Origin of the sequence: Caballeronia novacaledonica (assembly GCF_900258035.1) — a bacterium.
Classification (GTDB): Bacteria; Pseudomonadota; Gammaproteobacteria; order Burkholderiales; family Burkholderiaceae; genus Caballeronia; species Caballeronia novacaledonica.
This window is the reverse complement of sequence record NZ_OGTP01000036.1, coordinates 28,674-47,693: the sequence shown is the minus strand read 5'-3', so window position 1 is coordinate 47,693 and position 19,020 is coordinate 28,674. Positions and strand designations below refer to the sequence as shown.

Genomic DNA, 19,020 nt, shown 5'->3' with positions numbered 1-19,020 from the left:
CGCTGCCGCTCCGCTTTGCCCATCCAAGGCTTTCTCTGTCGACTCATCGATGCTCCCACACCCTTTCCCGATAATTAAACCAGAGGTGTTGCATCGACCGGTTGAATCCGCCGCTTTTCAGGCCCGCTGTCACACGCAACTTGGCCAATTTTCTCCTCCAAGGTGGCACTCGCCTAAAGAGTGTCCTCATCACAATCACCGGGCTTGGATCGCGCACGGTCTGACTAGCTAGGAGGTTTTTAGGGTGCTGGTTCAGCACGAAAGAGCTTCGGCACAGCGCTTCGCGCTGCCGTCGGGTCTGCAAGGGAAACCGATGGTGTGCATGGGCGGTGCGTCTCGATGGCGGTATCAGCAAAGTAGCGCACGCAAACCCGATTGACCCATCGGCCGCGCAGCGGGCCGGAGCGATTTGATGCTGAACCAACCCGGCAAGCGGTGCGATGTTTCTGACCGTGCGCGATCCAAGCCACGCGAGTTTTGTGAGGGCACTCGCTATAGCCGGGCCATTCAGCCAATCGCCTGTGCCGCGGCCGGCGTGAGGTACTTTGGATGGGGAAAGCTGCTTTCTTTGGTTACTTTCTTTGCAGCAGCAAAGAAAGTGACTGCCGCCCCGCACAGGGGCAACGCTAATAGACCAATAACAAACTGGGATCCGGCGAAAAAAGCCCGATGAACCTTTCGTCAGCAGCAAAACATAACTGCCGCCCCGCACAAGGGGCAACGCTAATAAACCAATAACAAACCGGGATCTAGCGAAAAAAGCCCGATGAACCTTTCTTCAGCAGAAAAAAAACCTGCCGCCCCGCCCAAGGGGCAAGAACAAACAGACCGATAAGAAACAAACCTATCCCCCACGCCGCCCGCGCGCGATTTCCAGATCGCGGCACAGTTCCGCCGCGCCGAGCGCAAGACGCGGCGTCGGCCGATTGATGAGATCGCCGTCGATGCCAAAGAGATTGCCCCGAGCCACCGCCTTCAGCGATGTCCAGCGCTTCCATCGATCGAGCGCCGGCAACGGGCGATCCGGCTGCGTCGCGCCGGGCGTCGCGGTGACGATCGCCTCGGGATTCGCCGCGAGCACGGCTTCGGTCGATATCGTCGGCACGCGCGGCTTTTCCGCCGCGAACACGTTCACGCCGCCGCAAAGCCCGATCACTTCGTCGAACACGTTGTCGCGATTGAGCGTCATCAGCGGATCGTCCCAGACCTGATAGAAGACGCTCACGGGCGGCCGCGCCGAATAACGCGCACGCAGTCGCGCAATGTCGCGCGTGAATGCATCCGAGCGCGCCCGCGCCTCCGCTTGCGTGCCGAGCAGCGCGCCCAGCTTGTCGATGTTCGCGGCGATATCGTCGAGATGCTTGGGCTCGCTGAAGAAGATCGGCACGCCGAGCGCCGTCAGCCGATCCATCTGACGCGCCGCGCTGCCATGCCGCCACACGACGATCAGATCGGGATGCAACGCAACGATGCGTTCGAGATCGAGCGCCTTGTTGTCGCCGACACGCGCGATCGACCGCGCTTCCTTCGGATAATCGCTATACGTCACCGCGCCGACGATGCGCGCGCCGCCGCCCGCCGCGAACAGCAACTCGGTCACGTGCGGCGCGAGACTGACGACGCGTTCCGCGGGTTTTGCGAGCGTGACCGGTGCGCCGCTGTCGTCGGTGACGGTGATCGCGTGCGCTTGCGTCATGACGCATCCGATGAGCACCGCGAGCAGGACGCGCAACCTCACGCGCAAATCTCCCGCAGCGCGAGCGACAGGCGCGCCCAGTCGCCTTCCGCGCCCGCCAATCCGATGCGCAGGCTCGGCGTCATGCCGGGCATATCGAAGAGGCGTGTCCAGATGCCGCGCAACGCGAGCGCGTGCTGAAGTTCACCGGCTTTGGGCGTCGGTGTCCACGCGAAGAGCGGCGTGGCGCGCACGTCGAAGCCGTGGCTCGCGATCAACGCGGCGAGGCGGGCGCCGTCGCGTTGCAGGCGTGCGCGCGTTTCGCGCTGCCAGCCGACATCGGCGAAAGCGGCCATGACCGCATGACGCGCCGGACCGCTCACGGTCCATGCGCCGAGCGCATCGCGCAGTGCATCGACGATAGAAGGCGCAGCCAGCACGAAGCCCGCGCGGATGCCCGCGAGCCCGTAGAACTTGCCGACGGAGCGCAACACGATCAACCCTTCGCGCGCGGTTTCGCTCGCCAGCGACGACGCCGGATCGACATCGGCGAACGCTTCATCGACGATCAGCGTGCCGCCGCGCGATGCAAGCTGCGCGTGCCAGCGCAGCAGCGTCTCGCGTGGAATGCGCTCCGCCGTCGGATTGTTCGGATTCGCGACGATCACGTGAGCGAGCGTATCGGGCAAGTCGCGCGCGGTGACGTCGAGCGGCGCGATGGCGTGTCCGGCGCGCGTGAACGCCGGCGCGTATTCGCCGTAGGTGAGCGGCGCGACGCCCGCCGTCGCGCGCCGCAAGAGCGCGGGCAGTGCGCGGATCGCCGCCTGCGATCCCGCAACCGGCAACGCAAACTGCGCGCCGTAATGGCGCGCGGCGCAATCGGCGAGGCCGTCGTCGTCTTCGGGCAGACGCCGCCATGCGTCGGGCGGCACGGGCGGAACCGGATAGCCGCGCGGATTGATGCCCGTCGATAGATCGAGCCAGTCGTCGAAAGGAATCGCGTAGCGGCGCGCGGCTTCGCGCAGATTGCCGCCGTGCAGGATCGGATGCGCCATGTCAGCCACTCGTCGTGACGCTGATCGCGGCGAAGACCAGCAGCGCCACGAGCCACATGAGGATCGCGCGCTCGACGAGCCGCAACGCCGCGACCACATGCTTCGGGTTCGCCGTGTGACCCGCGCCGAGGGTCGGCCGCGTTTCGACGACGCCGTGATACACCGCCGCGCCGCCGATCAGCACGTTCAGGCTGCCCGCGCCCGAGGCCATCACGGGACCGGCGTTCGGACTGTCCCACGAGCGCGCCTGCGTGCGCCAGCAGTGCCACGCCATGTGCGTGTCGCCCGCGAGCGCGTAGGTCGCCGCCGTGAGGCGCGCGGGAACGAAGTTGAGCACGTCGTCGAAGCGCGCGGCCGCCCAGCCGAAGCGCAGATAGCGCGGCGTGCGATAGCCCCACATCGCGTCGAGCGTGTTGGCGAGGCGGAACATCAGCGCGCCCGGACCGCCCGCGACCGCGAACCAGAAGATCGCGCCGAAGATCGCGTCGTTGCCGTTTTCCAGCGCGGATTCCACGGCGGCGCGCGAGAGCGCGTTTTCGTCGGCATGCGACGTGTCGCGCGACACGATGCGCGAAGTCAGTGCGCGTGCATGGTCGATATCGCCGAAACTCAACGCGCGCGCGATCGGCGCGATGTGCTCGCGCAGACTTTTGGCGCCGAGCGCGAACCACAGCAGCAACACGTGCACGAAGCACGCATACGCGAACGGCAGCACGCTGACGATGAAGCACGCGATGCCCACCGGCGGCGCGATCAGCACGAACCACGCGACGATGCCCGCAGGCCGCGCGCGAAAGCCGGTGTTCATGCGCGCTTCGAGTTGCGTCGCGAGCTTGCCGAAGCCGACGAGCGGATGCCGCGCGCGCGGCTCGCCGAAGATGCGATCGACGATCACGCCGAGCACCGCGAGCAGGGCCATCGCGTAGGCGGAGAGTAGGAGCATCGCGCTTATCCCTTGAGCGCGAGCGGCAGGCCCGCGACCATCAGCGTCGCGCGCGCGCTCGCGGCGGCGACGCGCTGATTCAGACGCCCGAGTTCATCGACATAAAGACGCGTGACCGAGCCGAGCGGCACGACGCCCAGACCGATTTCATTGCTCACGACGATGACCTTGCCGTGCACTTCGGCGAGCGCCGCGTCGAATTGCGCGAAGGCATCGCGCGCGCTCTCGGGCAGGACGGCGATTTCCTCGCTCGCGCTCGCCGACGAGAACAGCAGATTCGCGAGCCACAGCGTGAGGCAGTCGATCAGCACGCAATGCCCGGCGCGATCCGCTTCGCGCAATGCGCCGGCTAGATCGAGCGGCGCTTCGACCAGCGACCAGTGCGCGGGCCGGCGCTCGCGATGCAGCCGCACGCGTTCGGCGAACTCGGTATCGCCGATGCGCGCGGTCGCGATATACGTGACGGGCATCGCGCTTTCGACGGCGAGCCGTTCGGCGTGCGCGCTCTTGCCGGAACGCGCGCCGCCGAGGATGAAAGTGAGATCGGAGGTCATCGCGATATTGTACTGACGGGCTAAGATAGCGCGTTGTTCTTCATGGGAATCGCCCGATGCCATTCAAGCCACGCGGCACGCTGATGATCCAGGGCACGACGTCCGATGCGGGCAAGAGCACGCTCGTCGCGGGCCTGTGCCGCCTCGCGCGGCGCGGCGGCGTGCGGGTCGCGCCGTTCAAGCCGCAGAACATGGCGCTCAACAGCGCGGTGACCGTCGACGGCGGCGAGATCGGCCGCGCGCAGGCGCTGCAGGCGGTCGCGGCGGGCGTGCCGGCGCGCATCGACTTCAATCCGGTGCTGCTCAAGCCGACGAGCGATCGCGGCGCGCAGGTCATCATCCACGGCCACGCGCACGCGAACCTCGATGCGCGCGCGTATCACGATTACAAGCGCATCGCGTTCGACGCCGTGCTCGCGTCCTATGCGCGCCTGCAAGACGAATTCGATGCGGTGATCATCGAAGGCGCGGGCAGTCCCGCCGAAATCAATCTGCGCGACGGCGATATCGCCAACATGGGTTTTGCGGAGCGCGTCGATTGCCCGGTCGTGCTCGTCGCCGATATCGATCGCGGCGGCGTGTTCGCGCATCTCGTCGGCACGCTGGCGTGTTTGTCGGAGAGCGAGCGGGCGCGCGTGCGCGGCTTCGTCATCAACCGGTTTCGCGGGGATATCGGGTTGCTGCAACCGGGGCTCGACTGGCTCGTCGCGCAAACGGGCAAGCCGGTGTTCGGCGTGCTGCCGTATCTGCATGGCCTCACGCTCGACGCCGAAGATATCCTGCCGAGCCAGCCGCACGTGCGCGCTGCGTCCGATTCGGCACCTGCGTTGAAGGTGATCGTTCCCGCGCTGCCGCGCATCAGCAATCACACGGATTTCGACGCGCTGCGTGCGCATCGTCAGGTCGATTTCAGCTATGTGCGCGCGGGCATCGCGCCGCCGCCTGCCGATCTCATCGTGCTGCCCGGATCGAAGAGCGTGCAGCGCGATCTCGCGTGGCTGCGCGAGAACGGCTGGGATCGCGCGATCGATCGGCATCTGCGCTACGGCGGCAAGGTGCTGGGCATCTGCGGCGGCATGCAGATGCTCGGGCGCACGATCGACGATCCGGACGGCGTCGAAGGCGCGGCGGGTTGCGCAAACGGGCTCGGATTGCTCGATCTTTCCACCGTGCTCACGCAGCGCAAGCAGCTTGAGAACGTCGCCGGACGGTTGACGATCGGCGATACGCCAGCGCCCGTGCGCGGCTACGAAATCCACATGGGCGTCACGCACGGACCGGCGCTCGCGCGGCCGCTCGTCGCGCTGGATACGGGGCGTTTCGACGGCGCCGTTTCCGACGACGATCAGATCGCCGCGACCTATCTGCACGGCGTGTTCGATACGCCCGACGCCTGCGCCGCGCTGCTCGCGTGGGCGGGCGTGAAGGACGCCGAGCCGCTCGATTACCCGGCGCTGCGCGAGGCATCGCTCGATCGTCTCGCGGATTCGTTTGCGGAATCGCTCGATCTGGACGCGCTGCGAGCCGCTTTCGCTCAATAAAGAATCATCTGCGTGCAACGGAACATCGCGATCAGCTTGCCGTCGCCGTTCGTCACCGTCGCGTCCCACACCTGCGTGCTGCGTCCGAGATGCACGGCCGTCGCTTTCGCGACGATCTTCCCTTCGCGCGCCGTCGACACGTGGTTGCTCTTCAGTTCGAGCGTCGTGAAGTTCTGCGCCTTCTCCGGCAGATGCGCGATGCACGCATAACCGCAGCACGTATCCGCGAGGCCGACGACGGTCGCCGCGTGCAGAAAGCCATTGGGCGCGAGCAGTTCCGGACGGATCGCGAGCTCGCCGCTCAATTCGCCCTGATCGAGCGAAATCAGTTGCACGCCGAGCAGGTCGGGCAGGCGGCCTTTTTGACGGTTGCGCAGGAAATCGAGCGTGACATCGGAACGGAGTTGAGTCATGGGCGTTGGAAGTCGGAGGGTGATGAACGCCGATATCGGCGGAAATGCGGCACGGCCGTTCGGATGGCGTGCCGCCTGCATCAATTTTGCCGATAATATCAACGCTCGAATCATGCACCTGTCTTGTATAGACGAAATCGTGCGCGTCGCGCGGCAATGCGCGCGCACTCAACAAAATCCGGGACACTTCATGACCGTGATCGTAGTGGCAAATCCGAAGGGCGGCGTGGGCAAAAGCACGCTCGCAACCAATCTGGCCGGGCATTTCGCGGCAGAAGGCGAGTGGGTCGCGCTCGCCGATCTCGACAAGCAGCGCTCGGCGCACGCGTGGCTCTCGCTGCGCGTCGGCACGCTGCCGAAGATCGAGGAATGGAACATCGACACCGATTCTCCGGCGAAACCGCCCAAAGGTCTGGAGAAAGCCGTCGTCGATACGCCCGCCGGCGTGCACGGCAATCGCCTCTCGCTGGCGCTGGAACTGGCGGACAAGGTGATCGTGCCGCTGCAGCCGTCGATGTTCGACATCCTCGCGACGCAGGACTTTCTCGCCAGGCTCGCGAAGGAAAAGGGCGTGCGCAAAGGGTCGATCGAAGTCGGCGTGGTCGGCATGCGCGTGGATGCGCGCACGCGCTCGGCGGATCAGTTGCATCGCTTCGTCGAAGGGCTCGACCTGCCGGTGCTCGGCTTTTTGCGCGATACGCAGAACTACGTGCAGCTCGCCGCGCACGGGCTCACGATCTGGGACGTGGCGCAGAGCCGCGTCGAAAAGGATCTGGAGCAGTGGCAGCCGATCGTCGAATGGGCGTCCAGAAAGTAGAAAAGCCGGCGTCCCGCAGGAATACGCCGGCTTGTGCCAGGGAAGCGGCGATTACGTCCAGTTCTGCGTCGGCACGTGATCGCGGCTGCCCTTGATGCGGTTGTCGTCGTCGACGAACACGAGATTCGGCTTCCAGCCGGCCTTGATCTCTTCTTCATCGACCTGCGCGAACGCCGCGATGATCACGAGGTCGCCCAGTTGCGCGCGGCGCGCGGCCGAGCCGTTCAGCGAGATCATGCCGCTGCCGCGCTCGCCCTTGATCGCGTACGTGGTCAGGCGCTCGCCGTTGTTCACGTTCCAGATGTCGATCTGCTCGTTTTCCATCAGGTTCGCGGCTTCGAGCAGGTTCTCGTCGATCGCGCACGAGCCTTCGTAGTGCAACTCGCAGTGCGTGACCGTCGCGCGGTGAATTTTCGATTTGAGCATGGTGCGTTGCATGATGCTTCCTTCAGATTTCCAGATTGTCGATGAGGCGCGTCGTGCCGAGCTTCGCGGCGGCGAGCACGACGAGCGGCGCATCCGCGTCCGCCTCGCCCGGCGGCAGCAGGTTCGAACGCTTGCGCACGCTGATGTAATCGGGCTTCCAGCCGCGCTCGGCGAGCGCGTTCATCGCGTCGCGTTCGAGTGCGGCGATGTCGCGCTTGCCCGACAGCACCGCTTCGCGCACGCGCTGTAGCTGCTGCGCGAGCTTCGGCGCTTCGGCGCGCTCATCCGCCGACAAGAACCGGTTGCGCGACGACAGCGCGAGGCCGTCCGCGTCACGCACGGTTTCCGCCGCGACGATTTCGGTGGGCAGCGCGAACTGATTGCACATGGCGCGCACGATCATGAGCTGCTGATAGTCCTTCTTGCCGAACACCGCGACGCGCGGCTGCACGCACGACATCAGCTTCATCACGACGGTGCACACGCCCGTGAAGAAGCCGGGGCGGAATTCGCCTTCGAGGATGTCGCCGAGATTGTGCGGCGGGTGCACGCGATACTCCTGCGGCTCCGGATACATGTCGCGCTCGGTCGGCGCGAACAGCACGTAGACGTTCTCTTTTTGCAGCTTTTCGATGTCGTCCTGCAGCGTGCGCGGATATTTGTCGAAGTCTTCGTTCGGGCCGAATTGCAGTCGGTTCACGAAGATGCTCGCGACGACCGGGTCGCCGTGCTGGCGCGCGAGGCGCATCAGCGAGAGATGGCCTTCGTGGAGGTTGCCCATCGTCGGGACGAAGGCGGTTCGGTTCTGGCCGCGCAACTGGTCGCGCAGTTCGTGGATGGAGCTGATGACTTTCATCGAGCGGGTGTCTCCTGGCGGGCGGCTTCAATCAGCGTCGCACCGAGGCTGGGGAAAAGAAAAGCGAATTTTAGGCGGGCGAGTAGGCGAGTCTCACGTAGATCGGCGCGTAAGGCTCGGGCTGCGTGATTTCGATCAGCGATTCGCGCGATAGCTCCAGCATCGCGATGAAATTCACGACGACCACCGGCACGCCGCGCGTGGTGTCGAACAACTCCGTGAACTCCATGAAACGCGCGCTTTGCAGCCGCCGCAGGATCACGCTCATGTGCTCGCGCACCGAAAGTTCTTCCCGCGAAATCTTGTGATGCTGCACGAGCTTCGCGCGCTTGATGACGTCGGCCCACGCGGCGCGCAGATCGTTCATGTCGACATCGGGAAAACGCTGCTCGGCGGACTGCTCGATATAGATGTCCGCGCGCAGGAAGTCGCGGCCGAGCTGCGGCAACTGGTCGAGCTTCTGCGCGGCGAGTTTCATCTGCTCGTATTCGAGCAGGCGGCGCACGAGTTCGGCGCGCGGATCTTCGGCTTCCTCGCCGGTGTCGGCTTTCTTGACCGGCAGCAGCATGCGCGACTTGATCTCGATCAGCATGGCCGCCATCAGCAGATATTCCGACGCGAGTTCCAGATTCGATTCGCGGATCTGGTCGACGTAGCCGAGATATTGCGCGGTGACATCCGCCATCGGGATGTCGAGCACGTTGAAGTTCTGCTTGCGGATGAGGTAGAGCAGCAGGTCGAGCGGGCCTTCGAACGCTTCGAGAAAAATTTCGAGCGCGTCGGGCGGAATGTACAGGTCGGTAGGCAGCTTCCAGAGCGGCTCGCCGTACAGATGCGCGATCGCGACGCCGTCGATGGTGTCGGGCGTCGAGTCGGTCGCGGGCGCGGCGAGCGCCACCGTCCGGTCTTCCCGTGCGTCGTCGCGCTTTTGCTCGTGCGGCGAATGCGCGGACGATTGCGGCTCGTGGCCGGCTGCGCTCACGTTCAGAAGTTCTGGTAGTAGACGTACGGCGTCTGGTTCACGCGCGACTGCTGCTGCGTGCTGCGTTCGTCGAGGTCGATCGGCTGCTTGTCCCACAGGAGCGCGCGGCCGCGGCGCTGTTCTTCTTCCAGCGACGGCTTTTGCTCTTTCAACTGATTGATGAACTGGGTGATATCCGACTGATACATGATCCGGCTTCCGTTGGGGACGAGGCGCGAGGCCTCTTTTGACGATGTCGGCGAACGCGGCAGCCCGCATTTCGCCCGTGCGCCGCAATTTTACCGCAAGCGTGCGGCGGCAACGCATATCGGCGCGCGGGTGTTTCGCGTCGCGAAAGGCGTACGCGCGTGCCGGTTTCGCGGAACCCGGCCGGCGTTACGCCGTCCAACGGCGCACGTCTCGGCGCGAGGGCGGCCGCTTTACGGCGCCGGCGCATGCCGATGTGGTGAAATAGCGCCTGCGCCCGCTTCGCGTCGGCTGCACGTTTTACGTTCAATCCCACTCATCCCGATGCCGGAGGTCACGTTTGGCGGGGCGTTCGTTTGATCCGCTGCGCGCGTCGCGCGTGAAATCGCCAGGCGCGCGGCGCTTGCCGGCCCTGATTGTCGCGTGCATCGCGTTCGTCGCGTTCGGCTTCGCCGCGCCTGCATTCGCCAAGTACGACGTCGACGTCGACGCGCCGCGCAGCGTGAAGAAGCTGCTCAAGGACAATCTCGACATCGCCCGCTTCGCCAAGCGCGACAACGTGAGCGACGACCAGTTCCAGTTCCTCGTCACCGCGACGCCGAAGGACGTGCGCGATCTCGTCGCGACCGAAGGCTATTTCACGCCGGTCGTGCGCACCGACGTGACCACCGAAGACGACAAGCGCAGCGTCAAGGTGAGCGTCGATCTCGGCCCGCGGACCAAGGTCGCCTCGGTGCAACTGCAGTTCACCGGCGCGGTGAGCACCGAGGACGTCGCGCAGGAGAACGCCGCGCGTTTCGCCTTTTCGGTCAGCGAAGGCGATCCTTTCACGCAAAGCGGCTGGGACGACGCGAAGAACGCCGCGCTCAGGGCGCTGCAGTCGAAGCGTTATCTCGGCGCGAAGATCGTGCGCTCGCAGGCGCGCATCAATCCGCGCGCGCATCTCGCCGATCTCTCCGTGACCTTCGACAGCGGTCCGACCTTCACGCTCGGCAAGCTCGACGTGAGCGGGCCGAAGCGCTATCCCGCGTGGATCATCGACCACGTGAACCCGATCCAGGACGGCGAGGTGTACGACGTCGCGCGCGTGAACGAATTGCAGCGTCAGATTCAGAACACGCCGTACTACGCGAGCGTGGCGATCGACGTGGACAACGACGTCAGCAAGCCGGTCGAAACGCCGCTGCACGTGAAGGTGAGCGAGTATCCGTACAACAGCATCCGCTACGGCGTGGGTTACGCGACGGACACGGGTTTTCACATCCAGGGCGCATACAGCTATCTCGACACGTTCGGAAAGGCGTATCCGTTCACGATTTCCGGCCGGCTCGACCAGACGCAGCAGTACGGCCGCGTGCAACTGGCGATGCCGCCCGATTCGCACGGCTGGGTGAACGCCGTGTTCGGCTCCTACACGATCACCGACGTCTCCAGCACGAAAATCTATAGCGGGCGCATCGGCGTGCAGCGTTCGCGCTCGCGTCAGAACATCGACACGACGTATTCGCTGACTTTCTACGACGACCGCCTGACGCAGAACGAGCCGAATCCGTCGACGGCGCGCGCGCTCGTGCCCGCGTGGAGCTGGGTGCGCCGCGACGTCGACGATCCGCTGTTTCCGCGGCGCGGCAACATCATCCGCGCGGAGGCGGGATTTGCCGTCAAGGGCGCGCTGTCCGATCAGACGTTCGCGCGCCTGTACACCAACGCGCTGCAATACGTGCCGCTCGGCAAGAACGATCTGCTCGTGTTTCGCGCGGAATTCGGCGGCGTGTTCACGAGCGGGCCGTCGAGCGGCGTGCCCGCGTCGCTGCTGTTCCGCGCGGGCGGCGCGAATTCGGTGCGCGGTTACAGCTATCTGAGTATCGGCAACAATGTGTCGGGCTCGATTTTGCCGACCAAATACATGGTGACGGGCAGCAGCGAATATCAGCACTGGTTCACGCACGACTGGGGCGGCGCGGTGTTCTTCGACATCGGCACCGCGACCGACACCTGGGGCGAGCGCGTGTTTCAGCCCGGCGTGGGCGTCGGCGCGCGCTGGCGCAGCCCGGTCGGCCCGGTGAACGTCGACGTGGCGTATGGACTCAAGAACAAGAGCATCAAGCCGTATCTGACGCTCGGCATCGCGTTCTGATGCGCGTGCGAACGATGAAGGGAATCGAACCGGCATGACGGAACCGACGAAGCAAGCGGACGCCGAAGCGCCGCCGCCCGGCAACGAAGGCGGCGGCGACGGCGGCGACGACGGCGGCGCGAAGAAGACGCCGCCGCGCAAAAGCGGCTGGCGCCGTCTCGCGCGCTGGGTCGGCGCGCTCGTGCTCGTCGTCGTGCTGATCGCCGCGCTCACGGTCGGCGGCGTGTTCTATGTCCTGACGACCGAGCGCGGCACGCGCTACGCGTGGGAAGCGGCGACCTCGCTGCTCAAGGGCCAGTTGACGGGCAAGCTGGACGGCGGCGCGATCGCGACCGGCCTGCAACTGCGCGACGTGCACTGGAAGGACGGCAAGGGCACGGATATCGCGGTGGACAGCGTGTCGGGCCGCTGGGCGCTCACGCGCGAGCCGCTGCGCTTCACGATCGACTATTTGCACGTCGGGACGGTCGATGCCCGCATCGCGCCGTCGAACGAACCGAGCAAGAAGACGGAATTGCCGAAAGATTTGCGCATTCCGATTCAACTCGCGATCAACGATCTCGCCGTCGAAAAACTGCGCCTGCATCAAGGCGCGACGACGACCGAATTCTCGCGGCTGCTGTTCAACGGCCGCAGCGACGGGCAGCATCACCAGGCGACGGTTCAGCGCCTCGACACGCCGTTCGGCGCGGTGACGGCGTCGCTGAAACTCGATGGCGGCGCGCGTCCGTTCCCGCTTTCCGGCGACGCGGGCTACGCCGGAAAGGTCAACAACGAAGCCGTGAACGTGAGCGCGCGGCTTTCCGGCTCGCTGGAAGACCTGATCGCCGACGTCGACGCGAGCGGCATGAAGCTCAACGGCCGGGCGCATGTCGAAGCGTTGCCGTTCGCCGACGTGCCGCTCAAATCCGCGCTCGTCACCTTCGATCACGTGAATCCGCAGGCCTTCAGCCCGAGCGCGCCCGAGGCCGATCTGGCCGTGCGCGCCGAAGTGAAGCCGGTAGAAGGCGCGGACCCGAAGGCGTTCGTCGTGAGCGGGCCGGTCTCGATCGTCAACGCGAAGCCCGGTTCCATCGACAAAAAGCTGCTGCCGCTCATCGACGCGCACGCGAACGTGCGGCTCGACGCGTCCGAGCAAAGCATCACCGATCTCAACGTGCGGCTGTTGAAGAACGCGACCGTGACGGGCGGCGGCGCGCTCGCGGGCGGGAAGGGCAAGTTCGACCTGAAAGTCGCGAAGCTCGACCTGAACGCGATCGAGCCGACGCTGCGCCCGACGGATTTCGCGGGGCCGATCGGCGTCGTCCTGGCGGGCGACACGCAGACGATCACCGCCGATCTCAACGATCCGAAAGCGGCTATCCGCGCGCAGGCCAAAGTGAAGCTCGATCCGAAGCAAACCTTGCTCGACGACGTGAAGCTCACGGTCGGCAAGGGCCGCGTCGAACTCAACGGCGCCCTCAAGAACGACGCCAATTCGAGCTACGACCTGAAGGCGAAGATCGTCGACTTCAATCCGCTGCTGTTGCAGCAACAGTTGATCGCGCCGAAGCCCGAGCCGGCCAAGAAAGGCGCGCCGAAAAAGCCCGCCGCGCCGCCTCGCGTGATCGAAGCGCGCGTGAACGGCACGCTGGCCGCATCGGGGCAACTCGCGCCCACGCTGACGACGAAAGCGACGTTCAAGCTCGGCGACAGCATGTACGACAACTTGCCGATGACCGGCGAGGGCACGGTGCAGGTCGCGGGCACGCGGCTTCTGCCGAGCAAGGCGTCGCTGTCGGTGGCGGGCAACGACGTCGATTTGAACGGCAGCTTCGGCGCGCCCGGCGACCGCCTGCGCTTCAAGATCGACGCGCCCGCGCTCGAACGGCTCGGCTTCGGCATCGCGGGCACGGCGAAGGCGGACGGCGATCTGACCGGCTCGATCGCGCATCCGAATATCGCGGCGAACTATCAGGCCGACGGCGTCGTGTTCGGCGCGAACCGCGTCGGCCATGCGGAAGGCCGCGCGGATATCCGCGATGGCGCGAACGGCGCGCTCGTCTTCACGTTGAAGGCGCGCGACGCGAGCACGGAAGGCATCGAAGTCGCGAACCTCGACGCGAACCTGAACGGCACGCGCGCGCATCACACGCTCGACGTCGCCGCGACCGGCAAGGTGCGCGGGCAGCCGGTGAATCTCGCGCTCGGCGCCAACGGCAAATTCACCGATGCACCCGACGGCCCGCACTGGGACGGCGCGATCACGAAGCTCTCGAACAAGGGCACGCCGTCGCTGAATCTCGAATCGCCGCTGACGGTGAGTTACGGCCCGAAGCGCCTCGTGCTCGGCGCGACGCGGCTCGTCGCGGAAGGCGCGGTGCTGAACCTGAAGTCGTTCGCGATGGAAAACGGCCGTCTGCAATCGGCGGGCACGCTCACGAACCTCTCCGTGCCGCATCTGCTCGACGTGCGCCAGGAAATGACGGGCGCGGAGCCGCCGATCCGCACCGATCTCGTCTTCGACGGCGACTGGAACTTCTCGCTCGGCGCGACCGCGACGGGCTACGCGCAGATCAAGCGCCGTGGCGGCGACGTGACGATCGACGGCACGCGCGGCCTCTCCGCGCTCGGCATCACCGATATCGCGGCCCGCGCGGACTTCACCGGCGGCAATCGGCTGAACGCGTCGCTGCATGCGCAGGCGAACCGCATCGGCGTGATCGACGCGAACGTGCACACGCCGCTCGTGAATCGCGACGGCATGCTCACGCTCGACGACAACGCGCCGCTCACCGGCGGGATCGACGCGAACATTCCCGAACTGCGCACGACAGGCGGGCTGCTCGGCGCGAACTATCTGCTCGGCGGCAAGATCGCGCTCAAGCTCGTGATCGCGGGGATCGTCGCGAAGCCGAACGTGTCGGGCACGCTCACCGGCGACAACCTCTCCGCGACGGTCGTCGATCAGGGCGTGCAACTGAAGGACGGCATCATTCGCATCGCGCTCTCGGAGAATCTGGTCGACTTTCAGCGCGTGGAGTTTCACGGCGCGAGCGGCACGCTGCGCGCGACCGGCAAGGTGCGGCTCGACCAGCAGCAGCCCGATCTGACCGCGAGCATCATCGCCGACAAGCTGGAGCTGTTCGCGTCGCCGGACCGCGAACTGATGCTTTCGGGCAGCGCGACCATCGCCAACGCGGGTTTGCAGGGCGGCATGGCGATCGACGGCAAGTTCACCGTCGATCACGCGCTCATCGATCTGCCGGAATCTTCCGCGCCTTCGCTCGGCGACGATGTCGTGATCGAGCGCCCGGACGGCACGATCAAGGGCGGCAACCAGCCGATCACGGCGGCGACGGAGAAGCCGGTCGGGCCGTTCACGCCGCGCGCGAATATCGCGATCAATCTCGGCGATCATTTCCGCTTCAAGGGCGCGGGTGCCGATCTCGGGCTCGCGGGCACGATCACCGCGATGAGCGCGCCGAACATGCCGCTGCGCGCGGTCGGCAACGTGCGCGTGACGACGCCGGGTTCGTCGTACACCGCCTTCGGGCGCAAGCTGAATATCGAGAACGGCTTTTTCACGTTCAACGGGCCGGTGGCGAATCCGGGCCTCAACATTCTGGCGATGCGGCGCAATCAGGAAGTCGAAGCGGGCGTTCAGGTGACGGGCACGGTGCAGGCGCCGGTCGCCAAGCTGATCTCCGAGCCGAGCGTGCCCGACAACGAAAAGCTCTCGTGGCTGCTGTTCGGCCACGGCACGGATCAGGGCAACAACGTCGGCCAGCAGAGCGCGATGACGAGCGCGCTCGCGCTGCTCGGCAGCAAGGGCGGGGCGAAGATCGCGCAGACGGTCGGGCTGGACGAGTTCACCGTCGGTTCGAGCGAAGTGGGCCTGACCGATCCGCAGGTCGTGCTGCTGTCGAAGGCGATCAACGAGCGGCTCGTGATCGGCTATGAGCAAGGTTTGCAATCGGCGAGCAACGCGGTCAAGGCGACGCTGAACCTCTCGCGCTACTGGGCCGTGACGGCGTATGGCGGCACGTATCAGGGCGTCGATCTGTCCTACACGCGGCGGTTCAATTCGTGGGCGCGGCTGTGGGCGTCGTCTTCGTCGGCGGCGCGGGCTTCGGCGGCGGATTCGGCGTCGGCGCCGAAGGGCGCGTCGGCGGCCGATACGTCCGCGCCGGAGCCGGATTGAAAAAAGGGCACGCGAATCGCGTGCCCTTCCTGTTGCTCGAAGCCGCTTACTTCACCCGCATGCCCGGCTTCGCGCCGCTGTGCGGCTCGAGAATGTAGAGCCCCGGTTCAGCCTTCTCGTCCGTCGCCGACGCCGCCAGCACCATCCCTTCCGACAGCCCGAACTTCATCTTGCGCGGCGCGAGGTTCACGACCATCACGGTGAGCTTGCCGATCAGATCCTGCGGCTGATACGCCGACTTGATGCCCGAGAACACGTTGCGCGTCTTGTCCTCGCCGACGTCGAGCGTCAGTTGCAAGAGCTTGTCGGAGCCTTCGACCGCCTTGCAATCGACGATCTTCGCGATGCGCAGATCGACCTTCGCGAAATCGTCGATGGAAATGACGCCGGTTTCTTCCTCTTTCTTCGCGGCAACCTTGGCCGGAGCGGCGGCAGCCGTTTCCGCAGCCGGCGCGAGCGATTCGCGATTCGCGGCCAGCAGAGCCTCGATCTGCTTCGGATCGACGCGCGTCGTCAGATGCTTGTACGCGTTGATCGCACTGGCCGACGACAGCGGCTTCGCGGCATCGGCCCAGACGAGCGGCGCGATGCCGAGGAACGCTTCGACCGATTCCGCGAGCTTCGGCAGCACCGGCTTCAGCGCGAGCGACAACAAACGGAACACTTCGAGGCTCACACTGCACGTTTCGTGCAGCGCGACGGCGTTCGCCGGGTCCTTCGCCTGATCCCACGGCTTCGCGGAATCGACGTAGGCGTTGACGGCGTCGGCGAGTTCCATGGTCGTGCGCAACGCGCGGCCGTACTCGCGCGATTCGTAGAAGCCGGCGATCTGCGGAATCGCCGCGCGCAATTGCGCGACGAGCGGATGATGCATCGCGCTGTCCTGCACCCGGCCGTCGAAACGCTTGATGAGGAAACCCGCCGCGCGGCTCGCGATGTTCACGTATTTGCCGACGAGATCGCTGTTCACGCGCGCCTGGAAGTCTTCGAGATTCAGGTCGATGTCTTCCATCGTGCTATTGAGCTTCGCCGCGAAGTAGTAGCGCAGCCACTCGGGATTGAGGCCCGTGTCGATCACACTTTGCGCGGTGATGAAGGTGCCGCGCGACTTCGACATCTTCGCGCCGTCGACGGTCAGAAAGCCGTGCGCGAAGACGTTGGTCGGCGTGCGATGGCCGGAGAATTCGAGCATCGCCGGCCAGAACAGCGTGTGGAAATACAGAATGTCCTTGCCGATGAAGTGATACTGCTCGGCCGTCGCGCCCGGCTTCACCCATTCGTCGAAATTCACGCCGATGCGATTCGCGAGATTCTTGAAGCTCGCGTAATAGCCGACCGGCGCATCGACCCAGACGTAGAAGTACTTGCCCGGCGCGCCCGGAATCTCGAAGCCGAAGTAGGGCGAGTCGCGCGAGATGTCCCAGTCGGCGAGTTTGGCTTCGCCCTTGTCGCCGAGCCATTCGCGCATCTTGTTGATGGCTTCGGGCTGCGCGAGGCCGCTCACCCAGCCGCGCAGGAACGTTTCGCAGCGCGGATCGGAGAGCTTGAAGAAATAGTGCGTCGACGTCTTGCGGATGGGCGTCGCGCCCGACACGACCGAATACGGGTTGATGAGCTCGGTCGGCAGATAGGTCGAGCCGCAGACTTCGCAATTGTCGCCGTATTGATCTTTCGCGCCGCATTTCGGGCACTGGCCCTTGATGAAGCGGTCCGGCAGGAACATTTCCCTGACCGGATCGTAGGCTTGCTCGATGTCGCGCGCCTCGATCAGCCCGGCTTCCTTCAGCGCGAGATAAACCGATTCGGAGAGTTCGCGATTTTCCTCGGCATCGGTCGAATAGTAGTTGTCGAACGAGATGCCGAAGCTGTCGAAATCACGCTTGTGCTCTTTCCACACACGCTCGATCAGTTGTTTCGGCGTGATGCCTTCCTTTTCGGCGCGCAGCATGATGGGCGTGCCGTGGGTGTCGTCGGCGCCGACGTAGTAGACCTCGTGGCCATGCATTCGCAGCGTCCGAACCCAGATATCCGTCTGAATGTACTCGACCATGTGGCCGATATGAATCTGACCGTTCGCATACGGCAACGCGGACGTGACGAGGATCTGGCGGCGGCCGCTTTCGTCGAGGGAAGCGACAGGCGCGGCGGTGGCAGTGGCTGAAATCGGTGCTGACATAAAGGCGCGGCCCGTGTGGGAGTGCTGGCGGTTGGGGAAAAAGCGGATTTTGATTTTAGCAGGGCGGGGGAGGAGGCCGGGTGGAGCGCCATTGGAAGATCGGACTCAGCGCCCGGATACCTGCTTGTGCGCAAATACAAAATACATCAAATAAGTTGCATTTTCTGCTTAGCAGAATATAACATTGGTGTTGTATTTTTTGCTCTCCGAGTCAGCGTTGGAGGGCGATGTGTACGAAGTACAGCGAGTTCAGAAAATGGCTGCGCGATCAAGGCGTGGAAATCAAGGCCGGAAAAGGCAGCCATTTTCGCCTGACGCTCAATGGCAAGATCAGCATCTTTCCCGATCACGGCAGCAAGGAAATCGGCACGGGACTGATGGCGCAAATCAAGAAGCAACTTGGATTGAAATGAGCGGGGTCGCTATGTTCCTTGGAGAATCCACCACCATGCTGTCCTATCCAGTCAATCTGGAACCAGACACGAACAACACCTATCTCGTCACGTTCCCGGATATTCCGGAAGCACTCTCAGTGGGCGACGACGAGGACGAGGCGCTCTTGAACGCGCTCGATGCGCTCGAGACCGCCATCGAGGCATATTTCGACGAAAAGCGCGAAGTCCCGATGCCCTCGAAGGCGAAGCAGGGCCAACCGGTCGTTACCTTGCCGGCGCTCGTCGTGTCGAAAGTGCTGCTTCAGAACGAAATGATCCGCCAGGGCGTGCGCAAATCCGAACTCGCGCGACGGCTGAACGTTCACATGCCGCAGGTGGATCGCCTGCTCGATCCGCGTCATTCGTCGAAAATCGAAGCGATCGAAGCGGCGTTCCGGACGCTCGGCAAGCGGCTGAAGATTTCCATCGCCTGAAAAATCGAGCGCCCAAAAAAAACCGGGGTCCAATCGGGCCCCGGAGCAACAACGACAAGAGGAGAATGGCAGGTGATGGCCTCGCCATCCACCTACCGTAGAGACAGACAGCGGCGCCGTGTCCAAGTTTCAAATTTTTTTCAGACGCCCGGACGCCACAACATCCACCGTCCCGCCGCCGCTTTCGCGACGGCGCATTCTCCTTTTA

Annotated in this window: 16 protein-coding genes; 6 read left to right on the top strand and 10 right to left on the bottom strand. The window is 64.9% G+C overall.

The window, feature by feature from the left end:
- Positions 1 to 844 precede the first annotated feature (844 nt).
- Genes NOV72_RS30155 through cobU form a run of 4 tightly spaced genes read right to left on the bottom strand, consistent with a single transcriptional unit; the run spans position 845 to position 4,227 of the window.
- Complete coding sequence (locus tag NOV72_RS30155) at positions 845 to 1,696, bottom strand: cobalamin-binding protein (protein WP_106858181.1); 852 nt, start codon at positions 1,694 to 1,696, stop codon at positions 845 to 847.
- A gap of 38 nt (positions 1,697 to 1,734) precedes the next feature.
- Positions 1,735 to 2,730: a threonine-phosphate decarboxylase CobD gene (cobD, locus tag NOV72_RS30150; RefSeq protein ID WP_181291196.1), complete on the bottom strand. Its 996-nt coding sequence runs from the start codon at positions 2,728 to 2,730 to the stop codon at positions 1,735 to 1,737.
- A 1-nt stretch (position 2,731) separates the two neighbouring features.
- Positions 2,732 to 3,673 (bottom strand): adenosylcobinamide-phosphate synthase CbiB, encoded by a 942-nt coding sequence (cbiB, locus tag NOV72_RS30145; RefSeq protein ID WP_106858169.1) that lies wholly within the window; start codon positions 3,671 to 3,673, stop codon positions 2,732 to 2,734.
- A gap of 5 nt (positions 3,674 to 3,678) precedes the next feature.
- On the bottom strand, positions 3,679 to 4,227 hold the full coding sequence (gene cobU / locus NOV72_RS30140; protein WP_106858168.1) for a bifunctional adenosylcobinamide kinase/adenosylcobinamide-phosphate guanylyltransferase: 549 nt from the start codon (positions 4,225 to 4,227) through the stop codon (positions 3,679 to 3,681).
- Between the two features lie 56 nt (positions 4,228 to 4,283).
- On the opposite strand from cobU, the gene NOV72_RS30135 reads away from it, so the two are divergent.
- Entirely contained in the window at positions 4,284 to 5,768 is a 1,485-nt protein-coding gene (locus NOV72_RS30135; RefSeq protein WP_106858167.1) for a cobyric acid synthase, read from the top strand.
- Here the strand turns inward: NOV72_RS30135 and NOV72_RS30130 are convergent.
- Positions 5,762 to 6,181: a PaaI family thioesterase gene (locus NOV72_RS30130; protein ID WP_106858180.1), complete on the bottom strand. Its 420-nt coding sequence runs from the start codon at positions 6,179 to 6,181 to the stop codon at positions 5,762 to 5,764. The genes NOV72_RS30135 and NOV72_RS30130 overlap by 7 nt on opposite strands.
- Positions 6,182 to 6,371: 190 nt before the next feature.
- Here NOV72_RS30130 and NOV72_RS30125 point away from each other — a divergent pair, with 190 nt between their 5' ends.
- Positions 6,372 to 6,998, top strand: coding sequence for a ParA family protein (locus NOV72_RS30125; protein ID WP_106858179.1), 627 nt, complete (start codon positions 6,372 to 6,374; stop codon positions 6,996 to 6,998).
- Between the two features lie 51 nt (positions 6,999 to 7,049).
- Here the strand turns inward: NOV72_RS30125 and panD are convergent, their stop codons facing one another.
- From panD to NOV72_RS30105, 4 genes are all read right to left on the bottom strand, one after another.
- Positions 7,050 to 7,436, bottom strand: a complete 387-nt coding sequence (panD, locus tag NOV72_RS30120) for an aspartate 1-decarboxylase (protein WP_035508291.1) — start codon at positions 7,434 to 7,436, stop codon at positions 7,050 to 7,052.
- A 10-nt stretch (positions 7,437 to 7,446) separates the two neighbouring features.
- Positions 7,447 to 8,280 carry a pantoate--beta-alanine ligase gene (gene panC / locus NOV72_RS30115; protein ID WP_106858166.1) on the bottom strand — a complete coding sequence of 278 codons (834 nt, stop codon included), beginning with the start codon at positions 8,278 to 8,280 and terminating at the stop codon, positions 7,447 to 7,449.
- A gap of 70 nt (positions 8,281 to 8,350) precedes the next feature.
- The gene (locus NOV72_RS30110) at positions 8,351 to 9,178 is read right to left on the bottom strand and encodes a segregation and condensation protein A (RefSeq protein WP_106858178.1); all 828 of its coding nucleotides are present in this window, start codon (positions 9,176 to 9,178) and stop codon (positions 8,351 to 8,353) included.
- 86 nt (positions 9,179 to 9,264) lie between these two features.
- Positions 9,265 to 9,453, bottom strand: a complete 189-nt coding sequence (locus NOV72_RS30105) for a DUF3460 family protein (protein WP_181291198.1) — start codon at positions 9,451 to 9,453, stop codon at positions 9,265 to 9,267.
- A 335-nt stretch (positions 9,454 to 9,788) separates the two neighbouring features.
- Between NOV72_RS30105 and NOV72_RS30095 the strand changes: the two genes are divergently transcribed.
- Positions 9,789 to 11,585 carry an autotransporter assembly complex protein TamA gene (locus NOV72_RS30095; RefSeq protein WP_106858163.1) on the top strand — a complete coding sequence of 599 codons (1,797 nt, stop codon included), beginning with the start codon at positions 9,789 to 9,791 and terminating at the stop codon, positions 11,583 to 11,585.
- A gap of 34 nt (positions 11,586 to 11,619) precedes the next feature.
- Positions 11,620 to 15,768 carry a translocation/assembly module TamB domain-containing protein gene (locus tag NOV72_RS30090; RefSeq protein WP_106858162.1) on the top strand — a complete coding sequence of 1,383 codons (4,149 nt, stop codon included), beginning with the start codon at positions 11,620 to 11,622 and terminating at the stop codon, positions 15,766 to 15,768.
- Positions 15,769 to 15,814: 46 nt separating this feature from the next.
- On the opposite strand, the gene metG is transcribed toward NOV72_RS30090, so the two are convergent.
- Positions 15,815 to 17,944: a methionine--tRNA ligase gene (metG, locus tag NOV72_RS30085; protein ID WP_181291195.1), complete on the bottom strand. Its 2,130-nt coding sequence runs from the start codon at positions 17,942 to 17,944 to the stop codon at positions 15,815 to 15,817.
- A gap of 227 nt (positions 17,945 to 18,171) precedes the next feature.
- Here metG and NOV72_RS30080 point away from each other — a divergent pair, with 227 nt between their 5' ends.
- Both NOV72_RS30080 and NOV72_RS30075 read left to right on the top strand, forming a co-directional pair.
- Positions 18,172 to 18,357, top strand: a complete 186-nt coding sequence (locus NOV72_RS30080; RefSeq protein ID WP_106858161.1) for a type II toxin-antitoxin system HicA family toxin — start codon at positions 18,172 to 18,174, stop codon at positions 18,355 to 18,357.
- A gap of 35 nt (positions 18,358 to 18,392) precedes the next feature.
- Positions 18,393 to 18,812: a type II toxin-antitoxin system HicB family antitoxin gene (locus NOV72_RS30075; RefSeq protein ID WP_106858160.1), complete on the top strand. Its 420-nt coding sequence runs from the start codon at positions 18,393 to 18,395 to the stop codon at positions 18,810 to 18,812.
- Positions 18,813 to 19,020: the final 208 nt, after the last annotated feature.